Source organism: Mesorhizobium xinjiangense (assembly GCF_009749525.1).
Lineage (GTDB): Bacteria > Pseudomonadota > Alphaproteobacteria > Rhizobiales > Rhizobiaceae > Mangrovimarina > Mangrovimarina xinjiangensis.
In genome coordinates this window covers 230,263-246,194 of sequence record NZ_WOAC01000004.1, presented here as the reverse complement: position 1 = coordinate 246,194, position 15,932 = coordinate 230,263, and the positions used below count along the sequence as shown (strand labels likewise).

Here is a 15,932-nt window from a genome sequence, read left to right as displayed (position 1 = left end):
TTTGATGTATTTCAGCGCATTGAAAAACAAAGAGAAAATTTTGTCGGTGGCCCCGATGATGGACTGGACGGACCGTCATTGCCGCTTCTTTCATCGGCAATTGACGCGCCGGGCGCTGCTTTACACCGAGATGGTCGTGGCCGACGCGGTCATCCACGGCGATCGCCAGCGCCTGCTCGGCTACAGCGATGTCGAGCATCCCGTGGCCCTGCAACTTGGCGGCAGCGAGCCGGACAAGCTGGGCGAAGCGACGCGCATCGGTGAAACGTTCGGCTATGACGAGATCAACCTCAATTGCGGCTGTCCTTCCGATCGCGTCCAGTCGGGCACGTTCGGCGCCTGCCTCATGCGCGCGCCCGATCTCGTCGGTGCCTGCGTCGCCGCCATGAAGCGCCAGACCGCCTTGCCGGTCACGGTGAAATGCCGCATCGGGGTCGACGACCAGGACCCGGAGACGGCGCTCGACGCGATGGCCGAGGCGGTGTTCGCCGCCGGCGCCGACGCCTTGTGGGTGCATGCGCGTAAAGCGTGGCTGGAGGGGCTGAGCCCGAAGGAAAACCGCGACATCCCGCCGCTCGACTATGAGCGGGTGTACCGGTTGAAGCAGCGATATTCCTCTCGTTTCATCGGCATCAATGGCGGTGTTCAGACGTTGGATGAAGCGCACCGCCATCTCGAGCAGCTTGATGGCGTCATGCTGGGGCGTGCCGCCTATCACAATCCGTCCATCCTGGCCGGAGCCGATTCGCAGATATTCGCAGACGGCCCGGGCGTGGTCGATTTCGAGGCGGTCATCGAGACGATGTGCGACTATGCCGCCGCGCACATCGTGTCGGGGGGGCGGCTGTCGCATGTCACGCGGCACATGATCGGCCTGTTCCACGGCCGGCCCGGGGCACGGCACTATCGCCAGATCCTGTCGAGTGAGGCGACCCGGCCCGGCGCCGGGCCCGAAATCCTGCGCAAGGCGTTCGCCGCCGTCGATTGGAAGGGCCGGTTGGAAGCCGCCTGAGCGACGTCTGCCTGGACGGGCAACCGTTGTTCCGCGACGCGATGGCCCAGTCTAATCGATCAGCATCATGACGTCCTGGCGGATGTCGAATCCGGTCAGAGTGCCGAGAAAGTTCATGCCGAGCAGGCTCTGCTGCAGCGTTCTCGGTGCCGCGACAAGAACGGGAACGCGCGAGCGCGAGATCGAGCCGATGCGGATCTCGTCCACACGGGCGCGCGCCGCCCTTGCCGTGCCGTTGGCGGTCGATACGGGAATGGAGTAGGAGAGCGAGGCGGGATCGATGCCAATGCGCTCGGCGTCGCGCGCCGTGAGTACCGTGGTCGTGGCGCCGGTGTCGATGAGAAAGCGGACGGGTTGGCCATCGACCTCGGCGCGCACTCCGAAATGCCCGTTGGCCAGCTTGTCGAGGCGCACCGCATTGGTGTCGCCGTCGACGCGCATGGCGATCGGGCTCGCCGGCACGAGCCCCGCCGTGACGCGACTGGCAACGTCCTGGAGTTCGTAGCGGAACTGATAGCCGGCAATCAGGCAGAAAATGACGGCAAGCCAGATGGCGAGGCTGCGCGCGGCGTTGCTGAAAGAAATGCGCGATGCAACCAGCGCGCCGCCGATCACCAGCCCCAGCGCCACCAGGTAGACCATACGGCCGAACCGGTCGTTCGCCATGCCAAGCGTCGCGCCGCCGTCATGGTTGAGGACGAGCAGGATGAGCCCGCCCGCCATCACTGCCATGACGATCCAGAAGAGCCGCGGCATGGCTTTAGGCCGTGTGGACAGTTATGGATCGGGCGTGGCGCGAGCCGGATTTCGTTCCTGAAGAGGAGAAAAGCGCAAGGCGGTGTCGACCACCGTCGAGCATTTTCGACACATTCAGGGGCGAAATCCGCCGTGCCCGATACGGGTATGGCGAAAATCGCCCATTTCGGCGTCGCGGCCCCTTGAAAGGGGTCGACCCTTCCTGCGGGCCCGCTCCTGGAACTGAACGATTTTCGCTCATACCACGCTCCAATCCATAGCTGTCCACACGGCCTAGCCCGTCCGTTCGCGTTGGCGCGCCATGCGCGCGCGGCGCGTCATGCGCCGCGGCTTGCGCTCGACGGTTTCAAGCCGCATGCGCAATTCGACCATGATGTCGCGCCGCTCGTCGGCACTCATGTCGATCCAGCCGGCAATCTCCTCGCGTGTCCGGCCGCACCCGAAACAATAGCCGGTCTTTTCGTCGATCGAGCAGACGAGGATGCAGGGGGATTCGATCGCGTTCATCGCCGCTCCTGGTTCGTAGTTTCACGCACATGGTGCGGATTCTCTTTCAGGACAAGGTCGCGCCAGCGCTGTCATGCGTCAATGAGTGAGCCTGCGGCCATTGTGTTGGCGTTGCGCTGCGTCTAAGCCGTGGCCGGACATTTTTACGGACATCTCATCAGTCATGACTGCTACCGGACTTCCTTTCGACGACTTTCGCACTTTGATTGCCGACCTCCCCGGACCGGACCCGGATGCGGGGCAGTTGGCCAGGAACGCCATCGAGCGCGCCGGTGGCGACGGCGTTTTCGGCCGGTTGGGTGAACTGGCGGCGTGGTATTGCGACTGGTCGGGCCGCTCGCCCGCCGTCGTTTCGCGGCCTCTGGCGGCCGTTTTCGCGGGCAACCACGGCGTGGCCGCAAGGGGCGTCTCGGTGCGGCCGCAATCCTGGACCTCCACCATGGTCGAGCATTGCACGGCCGGCGGAGCCGCGGTGAACCAGGCCTGCGTCGCCGCCGATGTGGGCCTCAAGGTCTTCGACCTGGCGCTGGACATTCCCACCGGCGACATCAGCCGCGAGGCCGCGCTGGACGAGCGCGCCTGCGCGGCCACGATGGCCTTCGGCATGGAAGCCGTCGCCGGCGGGGCCGATCTTCTGTGCATCGGCAGCATCGGCGTTGCAGGCTCGACGGTGGCAGCCGCCGTGCTGGCCGCCCTTTACGGCGGAGATGGTGCGGCCTGGGTCGATCCCGGCTTGGGTGCAGGCGGCGAGATGCAACGGCACAAGGCGGCCGTCGTCGACGAGGCGCTGGCTGTGCATTCCGGGCATCTGAAGGATCCGCTGGAGACCCTGCGCCGCCTCGGCGGGCGTGAGTTTGCCGCCATCGCCGGCGCGATCCTGGCCGCGCGGATCCAGCGCATCCCCGTCATCCTCGACGGCTTTGCCGCCACCGCGTCGGCCGCACTGCTCAAGGCGCTTGACGGGTCGGCTATCGATCATTGTATCCTGGCCGCGGTGGGCCATGAGCCCGGCCATGCCCGTGCGGCCGAGCGGCTTGGGCTTCGTCCGGTCCTGGATTTCGGCTCCGATCTTGGGGCAGGGGCGGAAGGCGCACTGGCGGCCGGCGTCGTCAAGGCCGCAGCACAACTGCACGCCGGCACAAAACCGGTCGACTAGCGCGCGTTCGCTTCAAAGAGCGGGACATGTTCTACGCCGTTGCGCGCTGCGGCTCGGGTGAAGTCGGATGCGCCTTCAGGACACGTGTGGCCGGGAAAATCGCGATCGCTTCCGTGCCGCCCCTGAGCTTGGATCGGATATCGAACTTGCCTTCGTGGACGCGCAGCAGGCCCTGCACGATGGGCAGGCCGAGCCCGGTGCCCTGTTCGGCATTCTTGATGGCGATCGAGCCCTGACCAAAGGCCGACAGCACGATGGGGATTTCGTCGGCCGGTATGCCCGGCCCGTTGTCGCGAACCGAAATGTACTGTCCGCCGCCGGCCGTCCAGCCGACCTGGACCCGCACTTCACCGCCCGAAGGGGCGAACTTGACGGCATTGGACAGCAGGTTGAGCGTGATCTGGCGTACCGCGCGCTCATCGGCATTGAGTTGCGGCAAGCTGCTCTCATAGTCCTGGACAAGTCTGATGCTTTTTGTCCGCGCCTTGAGCTCGAAGAGATGGCAGCATTCCTCGACCACCTCGGCAAGCTGCATCGGCTCGGCCTGCAGCTGGTAGCGTCCGGCCTCGATGCGCGAGATGTCGAGGATCTCGTTGATGAGCTCGAGCAGGTGCTTGCCGGAGGTGTGAATGTCGCGGGCATAGTCGCGATAGGTCTCGTTCTCCAAAGGGCCCAGAACCTCTTGCGACATCACTTCAGAAAAGCCCAGGATCGCATTGAGAGGCGTGCGCAATTCGTGGCTCATGGAGGCCAGGAAACGCGACTTGGCCAGGTTGGCTTCCTCGGCCCGCCGGCGCGCTTCGTCGGAGATCGCGTTGGCCGTTTCCAGTTCGGCAATGAGCCCGTCCTTCTCGGTGCGGAACGAGAGCAGCATGATGGCCGAGCGGCGAAGATGGCCCGCCACATAGGCGAAGAAGGGCAGGGCGACCAGCAGCAGGCCGGCCATGACGAGGTCGACCGGCGTTCCCGTGCGCACGCTCATTGCGGCAAACAGGACTGCGGGCAGCGCGAACGTGCACAACAGCGCGCCGCTGAGCGCAAAGCTGAAGATCGCAGAAACGGCCATCGCCAGAAGCAGCACGACGGCCTTGACGACGGGGAACTGGTCGATCTGGCAGATCTGGCAATCGGCCCAGACGAACCAGGACCAGCACAACCCGGCAAGGCAATGCCCGAGCAGAAAGCGATACCGTATGCCGGCCAACGCGCCCTCCCGCACAGCCAGTCGTCCGGTCCGCCGCGCAAACAGCGCGATCACCGCATAGACGATCGATGTTGCGGCGGCCCAGGTGACGATTTGCGGTATGCCCATCCCGGCGATCATCCCGGACGCTGCAGCCGCAAAGGCCAGGAGCGGGATCGTCGTTGCACTGCCGATGGTGGCGCGGCCATGCAGTGTCAGCATCTCACGGTCGAAACCGGGGCTTCCGGGCGAGTTGGCCAATCGGTTGCGAGTCTCGCGCAACGCACGCGCCAGTTCGCCATTGCGGCTCGAACGGGTGCGGTCCACAATGTTCTTGTCTGCCGTTGTCGAGCGTTGCGGCGCCATGGAGTCCGGGATTGGGTGAATGATCCTCAGCATTCGAGCGTACAAGCCGATGGTTAAGACTCCCTTCAGCCAATGAGGCTCTGGATGGAACGACGCAGAGGCCGCCCGGCCCGCCGTTCGGGCGGCTTCCGGCGGGTTGTCGATCTTGCCGCAGCCGCTGTGCTGGTCGGATTGCTCGCTTTGATCGCCACCAGGCTCGACAGGGTTGCGACGCGCTCGTGGACGGGCGATGCCGTTATCCACGACGGAGATACGCTGAGCCTTGACGGGCAGCGTATCCGGCTGCGCGGCATCGATGCACCGGAACTCGATCAGGATTGCGCCGGACCGCAGGGACGTTACCGCTGCGGCCGCCGGGCGAAGCAGGAACTGCAACGCCTCGCCACGGCCGGTCCGGTGACATGCGATGGATGGGAACGGGACCGCTATGATCGACTGCTGGCTACCTGTTCAGCGGGCGGCGTAGACTTGAACGGGGCCATGGTGGCCGCCGGTTGGGCCGTCGCATATGGCGGCTACAGGATGGCCGAATCCATGGCACGGGCCGGGGGCAAGGGTCTTTGGGCGGGCACATTTGACCGGCCCGGCGACTGGCGCAGAATGAAGGGCGCCATGGTCGAGCCCGAACACCATCTGCTGGCGCGGCTCGTCAACTGGCTGCGCGCCATGATAGGGACGCAATAACACTTCGATCAGGCAATCACAGCATCACGGGAGGCCGGCTATGCGACTGTTCGACGGCGGAAGGGCGCCCAATCCGCGGCGCGTACGCGTATTTCTTGCAGAAAAGGGCATCGAGGTTCCCATGACGCCGGTCGACATGGGCGCGCTCGGCCACCGGTCGCAGGAGGTCACCGAACGCAATCCATTGCAGCGCCTGCCGGTGCTGGAACTGGACGACGGAACGGTTCTCACCGAATCGATCGCAATCTGCCGCTATTTCGAGGAGCTTCATCCCGCCCCGCCGCTCTTCGGCACCGGCGCGCTGGAAAAGGCACGCGTGGAGATGTGGCAGCGGCGCATGGAGCTCAACCTGCTCATGCAGGTCGCCCATGCCTTTCGTCACATCCATCCGGCGATGAAGGAATGGGAAATTCCGCAGGTTCCCGAATGGGGCGAGGCCAACAAGCCCAAGGTCGTCGACTTCCTGGCATTTCTCGATCGCGAATTGGCGGAGCGCGAATTCGTAGCCGGAGACAGCTATTCGGTCGCCGATATCACGGGCCTGATCGGCATTGACTTCATGAAGCCGGCGCGCATCGCCTTGCCGGACGCCTTCGCCAATGTGCGGCGCTGGCACGAGACCGTTTCGGCCCGCCCGAGCGCGCGCGCCTGACATGGGTGACGATGCATCGCCGCTGGAGTGCCTGGCCGCACAAATCCGTCGATGCACCATCTGCCGCGACGAGCCGATTGGACGGCCCTTGCCGCATGAACCGCGCCCGGTCGTCGTTGCCTCGGCGAATGCCAGGATCCTCGTGGCCGGCCAGGCGCCGGGTCTCAGGGTGCATGAGACGGGCCTGCCGTTCAACGATCGCTCGGGCGACAGGCTGCGCGACTGGATGGGCGTTTCACGCGAGGCGTTTTACGATCCGGCGCTGTTCGCCATCGTGCCGATGGGATTTTGCTTTCCCGGCTATGACGCCAAGGGTGGCGATCTGCCGCCGCGCCGCGAATGCGCACCGCACTGGCGCCAGCCATTGATGAACCTGATGCCGCAGATCGAACTCGTCCTGGCAGTCGGGCAGCATGCCCAGAAATGGCATCTCGGCAGGGATTGCCGCGCAACGCTGACGCAGACGGTGGCGGCGTGGCGAGAGATATTCGAGGCGCCCCGCCCGGCAAGAATCCTGCCTCTGCCGCACCCTTCCTGGCGCAATACGGGCTGGCTGAAGCGGAATCCCTGGTTCGAGCGCGATCTGCTGCCGGTGTTGAGACGCGAAGTTGCGGCACGGATCAGCGCGTGAAACAACAGACGGTGCCGACGTAATGCCAGTTTGTGAGAAAAATTTTCTTGAGAATGCCGTTATTCCGGCGCAAGATGGTATTCTGTTCTCATTTGGAGCCTGACATGGACCGCCTCGACCGGAAAATTCTTCGATTGCTTCAGGAAGATTCCACGCTTGCCGTTGCCGACGTCGCCAAGAAGGTCGGACTATCGACGACGCCGTGCTGGCGCCGGATCCAGAAGCTGGAGGAAGAGGGCATTATCCGCCGCCGGGTCGCGATCCTCGACCCGGTGAAAATCAATGTTCGGGTGACGGTCTTCGTCGCCATCCGCACCAATTCGCACAGCCATGAATGGCTGCGGCGCTTTTCCGAGGTCATCCAGGAATTTCCGGAGGTGATCGAGTTCTATCGCATGAGCGGAGACGTCGATTACCTGTTGCGCGTGGTTGTGCCGGACATCGCCGCCTATGACGCCTTCTACAAGCGGCTGATCTCGAAGATCGAGATTCGCGACGTCTCGTCTTCCTTCGCCATGGAGCAGATCAAGTATACGACCGAGCTGCCGCTCGACTATCTGGTCCTCGACAAGGAGGCCGCCACGTCGGCGGCGTGACGGCGTACGTCAGCACCGTCACCGGCAGGTGGGTTGCCTCATGCCTTTCTGGCAAGGCGGGCCAGCGTCTTTTCGGCGGTGAGTTCCCTGACGGCATCGCGCCCAATCCAGCGGCGGGTCCCCTCGTCGCTGGCCGCCAGCCTTTCGGCCAGGGCGAGCGCAGGGGCATGGAGGCTTGCCGAGCGTTTGCCGATCTGCCGCAGCGCCCAGTTGACGGCCTTTTTCACGAAATTGCGCCCGTCTCCGGCATGCGTTTCGATCAGATCGAGCCATTGCAGAAAGGTCGTGTCCGGCGCCGCTTTCAGGTGAACCGCGCATGCGGCGATCATGGCGAAGGCCGCGCGGCGGACATATTCGCGCTCGTCCTGTGCGAAGGCGGCGATAAGGGTCGTATGAAGTCCGGCCCGGACGAAGAGATCGGCTGCGTGGTCGACAATCTCCCATGAGTTGAAATCCTCGGCCCAGCGGCGGGCCTGCGTGGTGGTGATCCTGCCCGGCTCGTCGGTGAAACAGGCAAGAAGCCGCGCCTCGCGGATCCCGCTTTGCCACAACAAGTCCGCCCGGTCGTGATCGCGACCCAGACGCCGCGCCAGCGGCCTGAGCACGGAATTTGGAATGCCGAGCGCACCGCGCGTATCGATGCCGTAGCGCGCCATGCCCGCGCAGTTTTCCGGCGAGGCATTGGCGCGCAGATGGGCGAGGATCGCCTCGGCGCCGGCGTCTCGGGGCAGCCCGGCCATATCGTCCGTTCGGGCTATTTTTCCAGCCGGGCGAGCAGGGAGGAGGTGTCCCAGCGCTTGCCGCCCATCTCCTGGACCTCCTTGTAGAATTGGTCGACCAGTGCCGTCACCGGCAATTTGGCGCCGGTGTTGTTGGCCTCCGACAGGCAGATGCCGAGGTCCTTGCGCATCCAGTCGACGGCGAAGCCGAAATCGTAGGTCCCGGCATTCATCGTCTTGTAGCGGTTTTCCATTTGCCAGGAGCCGGCCGCGCCCTTGGAGATGACGTCGATGACGGCTTCCACGTCGAGGCACGAACGCTTGGCGAAGTGAATGCCTTCGGAAAGCCCCTGGACGAGGCCTGCAATGCAGATCTGGTTGACCATCTTGGTCAATTGGCCGCTGCCGGCCGGCCCCATCAGCCCAACCATGCGGGCATAGGAATCGATCACCGGCCTGGCCTTGTCGAACGTCGCCTGTTCGCCGCCGCACATGACAGTGAGCACGCCGTTTTCCGCGCCGGCCTGACCGCCCGAGACGGGCGCGTCGACAAAGCCGATGCCGCGGCCTTCGGCCGCTGCTGCAAGTTCGCGCGCCAGGTCCGCCGAGGCAGTCGTGTTGTCGATGAAGACGGCGCCTTTATTCATGGTCGAAAATGCCCCGTCGGCTCCTGTCGTGACGGCGCGGACATCGTCGTCATTGCCCACGCAGGCAAAGACGAAATCCTGGTCGCGGGCCGCCTCGGCCGGCGTGGCGGCTGATTTTCCGCCATGTTCGCCGACCCATTTCTCGGCCTTTGCAGCGGTGCGGTTGTAGACTGTGACGTCGTGCCCGCCCTTGTTCTTCAGATGTCCCGCCATGGGATAGCCCATCACGCCGAGACCGAGAAAAGCGACTTTAGCCATATCTATACTCCTTGATTCCCTGGACGGGATGATCAGCGCTTGAGATGTTTGGTCAACCGCCGCTCGATCCACTCGATCGTATGGCGCAATGTTTCCACGATGGCGAGATAGATCAACGCCGCCCACAAATAGGTCTGGAAATCGAAAGTGCGTGAATAGGCGCGGCGCGTCTCGCCCATCAGGTCGTAGACGGTGATGATTGCGACGATCGCCGAACCCTTGATCATCAGGATGATCTCGTTGCCATAAGGCCTGAGCGCTACGATCAGCGCTTGCGGCAGGATGATCTTGCGGACGGTCTGGAACTTCGACAGACCGAGGGCGGCCGCGCCTTCCCACTGTCCGCGCCCGATGCTCTGGATCGCGCCGCGGAGTATCTCGGCCTGATAGGCGGCAGTGTTCAGGGTGAATGCGAAGATCGCGCAGTTCCAGGCTTCGCGGAAAAAGCCCCACAGGCCGATCGCCTCAAGCTGGTCGCGGAACGAGCCGAGGCCGTAATAGACGAGAAAGGCCTGGGCAATCAGCGGCGTGCCCCTGAAGAAATAGACGTAGCCATAACCGATCGCCGACAGAACCTTGTTCTTCGACATGCGCATCCAGGCGATCGGAATGGAAAGCACCGCACCGGCCGTGACCGAAATGCCGACCAACGCCAGTGTCACGCCGAGGCCGGACAGATAGGCCGGGGCGTATTTTTGAAACAGCTCCGGGTTCCAGGCATTGACCAGGAAGGCGAGGAGCCCAAGCCCGGCCACCGCCCAAAGCGCCACGAGCGCGGTGCCGAAGATGCGTTCGCGCGTCCAGCCGCGCGGTGGCGCGGGTGGCTTTTCGACCGTGCTCGGGGCTGCCGCCATCTCACTCATGAGTGTTGGCCGCCCCGGCCGACGCGCCTTTCGATCAGGGTGAAGGCAAAGGAGGAAAGGATCGCCAGGACCAGATAGATGAGGCAGGCGGTGCCGAAGAAGAGGAAGGCCTGCCTTGTCACCCGGGCGGCAATGCCGGTCTGGCGCAATATGTCGGCAAGACCGATGACGGAAACGAGCGCCGTATCCTTCAAAAGGATCAGCCAGAGATTGGACAGGCCCGGAAGCGCAATGCGCACGAGTTGCGGCAGAATGACGAGGCGCATGGTCTGGCCGTTCGTCAGGCCGATCGAGTAGGCGCCTTCATACTGGCCGGCGGGAATGGCGCGGAAGGCCGAGAGAAAGACCTCGCTGGCATAGGAGGAGAAGACGGCGCCAAGCGCCACCATGCCGGCGACGAAGCTGTTGATCTCGATACTCGCCTCCGGGTCGAACAGGTGCAAGACCTGCTGGAGCCCGATCTGGGCGCCGTAGAAGACGAGAAACAGGGTCAGCAGTTCGGGCAGGCCGCGGAAGATGGTCGTATAGATATTGCCGGCAAGCCGGAGGCTCGGCTCGGGCGAGCGCTTGGCGAGCGCCACCAAAAAGCCGGCCAGCAGTCCGATCGGCAGCGTTGCCAGCGCCAGCGATACGGTTATCGCCACGCCCGATGCAATCTGGTCGCCCCAGCCCTGCGGGCCGAAACCGAGCAGCGTGGCATAGTCTTCCATCCAGCCCTTCCGGCATTCGCGGTCGGCGTCGTTTCTGGCAGGGACATCGCAGCAAGATTGAGATCAGCCTTGCCGCGTTCGTCCAAGGCGCGGCACAAAACGGTGCGACCATGTCTTCGCACGATGCGCCGGCGTGATGCAGTGCATTGCGCCGGCCATCGCGTGTCGCCCCCCCTTATTCCCCGTAAATGTCGAAGGGGAAGTATTTCTTGTTGATCTCGGCGTAGGTGCCGTTTTCGCGAATGGCCTTGATCGCGGTGTTGAAGCGGTCGCGCAGCTCGGTCTCGTCCTTGCGCAAAGCAATGCCGATCCGGTCGTCGCTGCTCACGGGGTCTCCCTTGAACTCGCAACACGCCCCGTCGTCACTGTTGATCCAGTCATACTGGACGCCGAAATCCGCCAGGACGGCATCCACGCGGCCGGTATCGAGATCGGACCAGGCCTCGAGCTGTGTCGGATAGGCCTTCAAGTCGGCGTCGGGATAGGTCTCTTCGGCGAAGATCGCCGCAATCGTGCCTTCCTGCACGCCGATGACCATGTTTCCGACCGCCGACGGGTCCATGTCGCTGTCTTTCGGCGCGATGAAGACGAGCGAGTTCACGTAGTAGGGGTCGGTGAAATTCACCTGCTCCATACGTTCCGGCGTGATCGACATCGAGGCGACGATGGCGTCGAACTTGCCGGCCTGCAGAGCTGGGATGATGCCGTCCCAATCCTGTGTGACGAACTCGCATTCGACCTTCATTTCTTCGCACAGCGCTTCGGCGATCTCGACGTCGAAACCCACAAGCTTGCCGTCGGCGGTCAGGTTGTTGAAGGGCGGATAAGCGCCTTCTGTCCCGATCTTGAGGGTTTCCTGGGCGTTGGCCGCAGAAAACGATGCGGCGATGGCGGCGGCCGAAGCGGCAAGCGCCAGACGCTTCATGATAGGCATAGTGTTCCTCTCTCTTATAGATCTGACCCGGCGTTGTGCCGCGGTGGTTGTTGAGGCGCGCCCCCCGACGGCCGCACCTTGGCCCGGATATTCCCATTGTTTTCCGTCGAATTGCAACCGCCAACGACACGAGATCGATGACGTTGGGGAATGTGTTGCCAGCGTTACGAGGAGCCGGGCGGCCCGCCAGGCCATGCCCATGCGACGACAAAATCGGCGATGGCGGCGATGTCGTCGAGATCGAAGACCGGCAGGCTTTCGTCGCTGACGGAATGGTCCGCCGCGATGGCGACGATGTTGGCAAACCGGCCGGTCATGGGCGAGGTGTCCGTGGCCGCGCTGCGGCGCGCCTCGATCTTGGGGTGGTCTTCGCGCTTGTAACCCTCGACGACGACGATGTCGCAGGGCGAAAGCCGCCCGAGGACCGCCGCCAGCGTGGGCTCCGGCTCGTCCTGCAGCTCGTGCATCAGCGCCCAGCGATTGGACGAGACGATCGCCACTTCGCGCGCACCGGCCTGGCGATGCCGCCAGGAATCGGTGCCTTGCCGGTCGATGTCGAAGCCGTGATGGGCATGTTTGACCGTGGCGACTTTATAGCCGCGCCGCGCCAGCTCTGCGACCAGCCTTTCGGTGAGCGTGGTCTTGCCGGAATTCTTCCAGCCGGTAATGCCGATGATTCGATTCATTCCATGTGCCGTCCGTGCCCAAAACCCTCGAGCGGCTTCAATGCATTCATGGCGCATGGCGCCATGTCAATCCGTGTCGGAGCCGGGCAGGGGCCCTTCGGTGCGATCGATATGCATGCCGTAGAGGGTCGCGCACAAAGCCAGGCAGCTCGAGACGAGCATGACCAGAATGAGCGGTTGGGCGCCGCTGTCGGGCGAAAGCAGCAGGCCGGCGATGACGGAGAGCGCCGCCCCGCCGCCGATCTGCATGGCGCCGCCCAGACCCGAGGCCGAGCCCGCCAGATGCGGCCGCACGCTGACGATCCCGGCATTGGCGCTGGGCAGCGTCATGCCGTTGCCGAAGCCCAGAAGCATTGCCGGGCCGAACAGCGACAGGGCGTGCACGAAACCCGAGCTGAACAGCAGCAGCGAAACAATCATGCCGGTCGCGACGATGACGTTGCCGGCCAGCATCATCCGGTTGATGCCGAAGCGGCGCGCAAACCGGGCCGATATGAAATTGCCTCCCATATAGCCCAGCGAAATGAGCATGAAATAGAGCCCGTAGCCCGAGGGCTTCAGGCCGAGAATCTCGGTCGACACATAGGGCCCGCCGCCCAGGAAGGCGAAAAAGGCGCCGGAAGTGAAGGCGGCCGTCATCGTATAGGCCCAGAAGCGGCGCGATGTCGCGAGCTCGGGATAGGAGCGAAACTGCGCCAGCATGCTGGGCGTTGGCGCATGGTTGGTCTCGTTGAGGTCGAGATAGACGATTGTGAAGGCCGTCAGCCCGAAAACCAGCGTCAGCACGAAGGTCGATTGCCAGCCGTACCATTCGTCGAGAAAGCCGCCGATCACCGGGCCGATCATAGGCACAAGCGCCATGCCCATCGTCACATAGCCGATCTTGCTCGCGGCTTCGTCGGTGCCGACCGTGTCGCGGATGATGGCGCGCGAAAGAACCATGCCGGCGGCGGCGAAGGCCTGGAGCACGCGGCAGGCCAGCAGCAGTTCGATGGTCGTGACGAAGAGGGAAGCAACGGTCCCGATCAGGAAGACCACCAGACAGGACAGCATGACCGGGCGCCGGCCGTAGCGGTCGGATGCCGGGCCGATCAGAAGCTGCAGTCCGGCGGTGGCCGCCAGATAGAGCGATACCACGAGTTGAGCGACAGCATTGTCGGTTTCGAAATGGCGGGCGATGCTGGGCAGCGACGGCAAGAAGACGTTCATCGCCAGCGCGCCGGTGGCCGTCGCCATGACGAGTGTCACGATATGCGGCGAGCGGGGCCGCTCTATCCTGCGATCGCTCATCATGTCGCCGGTGCCGGCATGCTCATATGTTTCACCCATTGCTACAGACCGTCGGCGGCCATGGTGGAGGGGGCGCTTTCGGCCGCCATTCTCCGTCTGCCGACGACGCGTTCGCGGTGGAACGCGTAGAGCCCGGAAAGGACGATAATCGTCGCGCCCGCGATCATTGCGCTATCCGGTATGTCGCCGAACAGCACGATGCCGAGCGCGATCGACCAGATGAGGGCCGTGTAGCGGAAGGGGGCGACGAAGGATATGTCGCCGAGCCGCATGGACATGATGACGAACTGATAGCCGAACAGGAGGAAGATCGCGGCTGCGGCCAAAAGTGCCGTGTTCGCGCCGTCGAGCGGCGACCATCCGCCGAGCGGCACGGTCAGGGTGGCGCCCGCGACGGCAACGGCCGCCGCTGTCGCCGTCGAGACGAAGAGCGACGGGACATCGTCGTCGATGCACTTGGTGGCGAGGTCGCGCAAGGTGCAGAAGCACACCGCCAGGAAGGCGAGCAGGGAATAGGCGCTGAATCCTTCGAAACCGGGCCGTATGATAGTCAGCACGCCGAGAAATCCGGCCAGGATGGCGAGCCAGCGCCGCCATCCGACCGGTTCGGCAAACAGCACCGCAGCCCCCAGCGTGACACCCAGCGGCAGGGCCTGGAGAATGGACGTCGCGTTGGCGATCGGCAGGTGGGCAAGTGCCAGCATGAACGAGCAGGTCGCGCCGACATCGCCGAGAATGCGCAGCACCACCATCGGCCGCATCAGCCTTTCAGGATTCTGCAATGCCCCGGCGCGCCAGGCGAGCAGCGCGATGAGCGCGGTCGCGATGATGCCGCGCACGAACATGATCTGTCCCATGTTCATCGACTGGGACAAGAGCTTTGTGATGCCGTCATTGATCGTGAAGCCGGCCATGGAGACCGACATGAAGATCGAGGCGCGCAGATTGGCAGACTGGACCACGGGTGTTTCCGATGTTTCTACCGCATGTAACACCGGAGCGCGGATTAGCAACGCGAAACGACTGGGCCAGTCGCCAAAGCCAAATTCCGGAAGACGACGCGCGTTCCATCGGGCAGCACGATGGTGGGCCGTGCGGCGAACGTCCGGTTTCAGCCGCCGGTCACGCTCATATGGCGCGAGACCGATGGCCGGCTGGTCCGCCGGTCGATGATGAAGTCGTGGCCCTTGGGTTTGCGGGAAATTGCCTCGTCGATCGCCCGGTCGAGCAGCACATCGCCTTCCGAGGCGCGCAGCGGCGCGCGCAGGTCGGCCGCGTCCTCCTGGCCGAGACACATATAGAGCGTGCCGGTGCAGGTCAGGCGCACCCGGTTGCAGCTTTCGCAGAAATTATGCGTCATCGGCGTTATGAAGCCGAGCCGGCCGCCGGTTTCGGCGACATCGACATAGCGCGCCGGACCGCCCGTCTTGTAGGGTATGTCGGTCAAGGTGAACTGGCGTTCCAGCTGGGCCCGCATCAACGACAGCGGCAGATACTGGTCGGTGCGGTCGGCGTCGATCTCGCCCATCGGCATGGTTTCGATGAGGGTCAGGTCCATGCTGCGGCCATGTGCCCAGCGCATGATGTCGGAAATTTCGTCCTCGTTGAACCCTTTCAGGGCCACGGTATTGATCTTGATCTTCAGCCCGGCCCGCTGTGCGGCGTCGAGACCGGCATTCACCTTTGCGAGATTGCCCCAGCGGGTGATTGTCCGGAATTTTTCCGGGTCGAGCGTGTCGAGCGACACGTTGATGCGCCTGACGCCGCAATCGGCCAGTTCGTCGGCGAAACGGGCAAGTTGCGAGCCGTTGGTCGTCAGCGTCAACTCATCGAGCGCGCCGGTCTCGAGATGGCGTCCCAAGCCGCGGATGAGATGCATGACATTCTTGCGCACCAGCGGCTCGCCGCCTGTCAGGCGCAGCTTGCGGACGCCTTTTTCGACAAAGGCGGTGCAGAGCCGGTCGAGCTCTTCGAGCGACAACAGGTCCCTCTTGGGCAGGAAGGTCATGTCTTCCGCCATGCAGTAGGTGCAGCGGAAATCGCAGCGGTCGGTCACCGAGACGCGCAGATACTCGATCTGGCGGCCGAACGGGTCGACCATACTGCCCATCGCGGGACGCTTCGTGTCGATGGTTTCCAGCACACGCTCCTCCACTTGCCTTTTGGCCAATGTCGTGACGTTTCGGACATGGATCAAGACGACGATTGACGCCTTTGGTAACATCAGCGTTATATCTGACGCAATATATCGCTTGCTGCCGGCATTGTGTTTTTTCAGCGCG

The 15,932-nt window shown here is 63.8% G+C and carries 18 protein-coding genes; 6 read left to right on the top strand and 12 right to left on the bottom strand.

What is annotated here, in order from left to right; translation table 11 throughout:
* The first annotated feature begins 4 nt into the window (after positions 1 to 4).
* Positions 5 to 1,012 (top strand): tRNA dihydrouridine(20/20a) synthase DusA, encoded by a 1,008-nt coding sequence (gene dusA / locus GM909_RS07000; RefSeq protein WP_157015484.1) that lies wholly within the window; start codon positions 5 to 7, stop codon positions 1,010 to 1,012.
* A gap of 51 nt (positions 1,013 to 1,063) precedes the next feature.
* Here the strand turns inward: dusA and GM909_RS06995 are convergent, their stop codons facing one another.
* Together GM909_RS06995 and GM909_RS06990 are read right to left on the bottom strand one after the other, a co-directional pair.
* Positions 1,064 to 1,768 carry a TIGR02281 family clan AA aspartic protease gene (locus GM909_RS06995; protein ID WP_157015483.1) on the bottom strand — a complete coding sequence of 235 codons (705 nt, stop codon included), beginning with the start codon at positions 1,766 to 1,768 and terminating at the stop codon, positions 1,064 to 1,066.
* Positions 1,769 to 2,041: 273 nt separating this feature from the next.
* Positions 2,042 to 2,275, bottom strand: coding sequence for a DUF1289 domain-containing protein (locus GM909_RS06990; RefSeq protein ID WP_157015482.1), 234 nt, complete (start codon positions 2,273 to 2,275; stop codon positions 2,042 to 2,044).
* A 163-nt stretch (positions 2,276 to 2,438) separates the two neighbouring features.
* Between GM909_RS06990 and GM909_RS06985 the strand changes: the two genes are divergently transcribed.
* The gene (locus GM909_RS06985) at positions 2,439 to 3,431 is read left to right on the top strand and encodes a nicotinate-nucleotide--dimethylbenzimidazole phosphoribosyltransferase (RefSeq protein ID WP_157015481.1); all 993 of its coding nucleotides are present in this window, start codon (positions 2,439 to 2,441) and stop codon (positions 3,429 to 3,431) included.
* A gap of 31 nt (positions 3,432 to 3,462) precedes the next feature.
* Here GM909_RS06985 and GM909_RS06980 read toward each other — a convergent pair whose 3' ends face one another.
* Positions 3,463 to 4,980, bottom strand: a complete 1,518-nt coding sequence (locus GM909_RS06980) for a sensor histidine kinase (RefSeq protein WP_157015534.1) — start codon at positions 4,978 to 4,980, stop codon at positions 3,463 to 3,465.
* Between the two features lie 84 nt (positions 4,981 to 5,064).
* Here GM909_RS06980 and GM909_RS06975 point away from each other — a divergent pair, with 84 nt between their 5' ends.
* The 4 genes from GM909_RS06975 to GM909_RS06960 all read left to right on the top strand — a co-directional run bounded on the left by GM909_RS06975 (position 5,065) and on the right by GM909_RS06960 (position 7,543).
* Positions 5,065 to 5,664 carry a thermonuclease family protein gene (locus GM909_RS06975; RefSeq protein WP_235911704.1) on the top strand — a complete coding sequence of 200 codons (600 nt, stop codon included), beginning with the start codon at positions 5,065 to 5,067 and terminating at the stop codon, positions 5,662 to 5,664.
* A gap of 40 nt (positions 5,665 to 5,704) precedes the next feature.
* Positions 5,705 to 6,316: a glutathione S-transferase gene (locus GM909_RS06970; protein ID WP_157015479.1), complete on the top strand. Its 612-nt coding sequence runs from the start codon at positions 5,705 to 5,707 to the stop codon at positions 6,314 to 6,316.
* A 1-nt stretch (position 6,317) separates the two neighbouring features.
* Positions 6,318 to 6,947, top strand: a complete 630-nt coding sequence (locus GM909_RS06965) for a uracil-DNA glycosylase family protein (RefSeq protein WP_157015478.1) — start codon at positions 6,318 to 6,320, stop codon at positions 6,945 to 6,947.
* A 104-nt stretch (positions 6,948 to 7,051) separates the two neighbouring features.
* Complete coding sequence (locus GM909_RS06960) at positions 7,052 to 7,543, top strand: Lrp/AsnC family transcriptional regulator (RefSeq protein WP_157015477.1); 492 nt, start codon at positions 7,052 to 7,054, stop codon at positions 7,541 to 7,543.
* A gap of 38 nt (positions 7,544 to 7,581) precedes the next feature.
* On the opposite strand, the gene GM909_RS06955 is transcribed toward GM909_RS06960, so the two are convergent.
* The 9 genes from GM909_RS06955 to moaA all read right to left on the bottom strand — a co-directional run bounded on the left by GM909_RS06955 (position 7,582) and on the right by moaA (position 15,760).
* The gene (locus GM909_RS06955; protein WP_157015476.1) at positions 7,582 to 8,283 is read right to left on the bottom strand and encodes a DNA alkylation repair protein; all 702 of its coding nucleotides are present in this window, start codon (positions 8,281 to 8,283) and stop codon (positions 7,582 to 7,584) included.
* A gap of 14 nt (positions 8,284 to 8,297) precedes the next feature.
* Positions 8,298 to 9,167: an NAD(P)-dependent oxidoreductase gene (locus tag GM909_RS06950; RefSeq protein ID WP_157015475.1), complete on the bottom strand. Its 870-nt coding sequence runs from the start codon at positions 9,165 to 9,167 to the stop codon at positions 8,298 to 8,300.
* Positions 9,168 to 9,199: 32 nt separating this feature from the next.
* A complete protein-coding gene (locus GM909_RS06945; RefSeq protein ID WP_157015533.1) occupies positions 9,200 to 10,021 on the bottom strand; it encodes an ABC transporter permease in 822 nt (273 codons plus the stop codon).
* A 5-nt stretch (positions 10,022 to 10,026) separates the two neighbouring features.
* Positions 10,027 to 10,740, bottom strand: a complete 714-nt coding sequence (locus tag GM909_RS06940; protein WP_157015474.1) for an ABC transporter permease — start codon at positions 10,738 to 10,740, stop codon at positions 10,027 to 10,029.
* A gap of 175 nt (positions 10,741 to 10,915) precedes the next feature.
* Positions 10,916 to 11,674, bottom strand: coding sequence for an ABC transporter substrate-binding protein (locus GM909_RS06935; protein WP_157015473.1), 759 nt, complete (start codon positions 11,672 to 11,674; stop codon positions 10,916 to 10,918).
* A gap of 164 nt (positions 11,675 to 11,838) precedes the next feature.
* Positions 11,839 to 12,360 (bottom strand): molybdopterin-guanine dinucleotide biosynthesis protein B, encoded by a 522-nt coding sequence (gene mobB / locus GM909_RS06930; protein WP_157015472.1) that lies wholly within the window; start codon positions 12,358 to 12,360, stop codon positions 11,839 to 11,841.
* 66 nt (positions 12,361 to 12,426) lie between these two features.
* Positions 12,427 to 13,653 (bottom strand): multidrug effflux MFS transporter, encoded by a 1,227-nt coding sequence (locus GM909_RS06925; protein WP_157015532.1) that lies wholly within the window; start codon positions 13,651 to 13,653, stop codon positions 12,427 to 12,429.
* 38 nt (positions 13,654 to 13,691) lie between these two features.
* Positions 13,692 to 14,612 carry a DMT family transporter gene (locus GM909_RS06920; RefSeq protein ID WP_157015471.1) on the bottom strand — a complete coding sequence of 307 codons (921 nt, stop codon included), beginning with the start codon at positions 14,610 to 14,612 and terminating at the stop codon, positions 13,692 to 13,694.
* Between the two features lie 149 nt (positions 14,613 to 14,761).
* Positions 14,762 to 15,760 (bottom strand): GTP 3',8-cyclase MoaA, encoded by a 999-nt coding sequence (moaA, locus tag GM909_RS06915; RefSeq protein WP_157015531.1) that lies wholly within the window; start codon positions 15,758 to 15,760, stop codon positions 14,762 to 14,764.
* Positions 15,761 to 15,932 lie beyond the last annotated feature (172 nt).